Genomic DNA, 1,695 nt, shown 5'->3' with positions numbered 1-1,695 from the left:
GTCCAACGGAAAAACTTCGCCAAGTTCAGGCGCATACCGCCCTGATAAATCAGCGTACCGATGACAACCGCCACCAATAGCCCCAACACCGCGCCTATCGGCATAGACCACGTCGGGCTTTGCTGGAACACGGCCAGCAGGAAAAACACGCTCTCCAAACCTTCGCGCGCTACAGCCAAAAACGCCATGCCGACCAAGGCCCAACCCTGGCCGCTGCCGCGGTTCAAGGCCGACTGAACAGAATCCTGAAGATGCTGTTTCATCGAACGTGCGGCCTTTTTCATCCACAAAATCATGTACGTCAGCATGGCCACAGCCACCAGGCCGATGACGCCGACCACCAATTCCTGTTCTTTTTGCGGAATCTCGCCCGTAACGGAATGAATGCCGTAACCAATACCCAAACACATGGCCGCAGCCAAAAACACACCCAGCCAAACCTTCGGCATCAGCTCGCTGTGTCCCGACTGTTTCAAAAAACTGGCAACAATGCCGACAATCAGGGCGGCTTCGATGCCCTCGCGCAGCATAATCAATAAAGCAATCAGCATAAAAAACTCTAAAGTGAAACGTTTATCTGTTAACGCATTTATAACGCTTTACGCTTAATAACGCAAATTATTTTCATTTTTTAATAACCCTATATTTATTAAGATTTTTTAAAAGAAAATAACGAACGTAATCAATAAAAACTAAAAGGCCGTCTGAATTTTATTTTTTCAGACGGCCTTAAAAACTATAACTAATTGTAAAGAAATAATAAAAAAGTTCCATAGTATAAAATTCTCTATCAGTTATATTTTCAAAATTTATCAAATTTAAAAGGTTGATTTACAACAAAAATTAAAACCGCCTTATCTTTTATAGTTGGCATATTGCTGGTGCAATCAGCAATCCATGACATAACAAACGCATAACAAAGGAACCCTCCTATGCCACGTTTAAAACTCCACCAAATCGCTTTGGCTTTGGCCGTTTCTGCCGCGCTGACCGCCTGCGGCGAGAAAACGCTCAAACAACCGAAACCCCTCAAGCGGCTTCTGCCGCGAGCGCTGCCGATGCCGCCGCAAGCACCGCCGCCGTTTCAGCCCCTCAAAATTCTGCCAATGTTTCTGACGAAGACAAAGCCCTGTTGGAACGCGCGCAAGCTACGTTCAAACCTTTGCCTGACTTAGCCGAAATGCAACAAGTTCGTCCGTTTACCGAAGAACAAGTCAAACTCGGCCAACAACTTTGGTACGAAAACCGCCTGTCCAAAGGCAACACCGTCAGCTGTAACTCTTGCCACAACTTGGCAACTGCCGGCGTAGACAACATGCCGACCAGCGCGGGTCATAAAAGCCAATTCGGCGGCCGTAACTCCCCAACTGCCCTAAATGCCGCCTTGTTGGGCAGCCAATTCTGGGACGGCCGTGCAGCCGATGTGGAAGAACAAGCCGGCGGCCCATTGCTCAACCCTGTTGAAATGGCCAACGCTACCGAAGCCGATGCCGCCGCAAAAATCGCCGGTATTCCTGAATACCAAGAGAAATTCAAAGCCGCATTCCCTGAAGACGGCGCCGTTTCCTTCAAAAACATCACCACCGCATTGGGCGCGTTTGAACGTACCCTGCTGACCCCGACCCGTTGGGACGACTACCTGAAAGGCAACGTATCTGCCCTGAGCGAACAAGAACGCAAAGGCGTACGCGCATT

Annotated in this window: 1 protein-coding gene and 1 pseudogene; one reads left to right on the top strand and one right to left on the bottom strand. The window is 48.9% G+C overall.

Features of this window, described 5'->3' with window-relative positions; genetic code table 11:
• The coding region (locus ACTHSP_RS20410) for an FTR1 family iron permease (RefSeq protein WP_440346811.1) at positions 1–551 on the bottom strand (551 nt) is incomplete at its 3' end.
• Between the two features lie 381 nt (positions 552–932).
• Between ACTHSP_RS20410 and ACTHSP_RS20405 the strand changes: the two are divergent.
• Positions 933–1,695: pseudogene (locus tag ACTHSP_RS20405) on the top strand (cytochrome-c peroxidase); the annotation flags it as partial.

This window comes from Neisseria sp. P0001.S005, from assembly GCF_051963715.1.
Note: the sequence above shows the minus strand (reverse complement) of the source record. Positions and strands in the feature narration are given on the sequence as shown.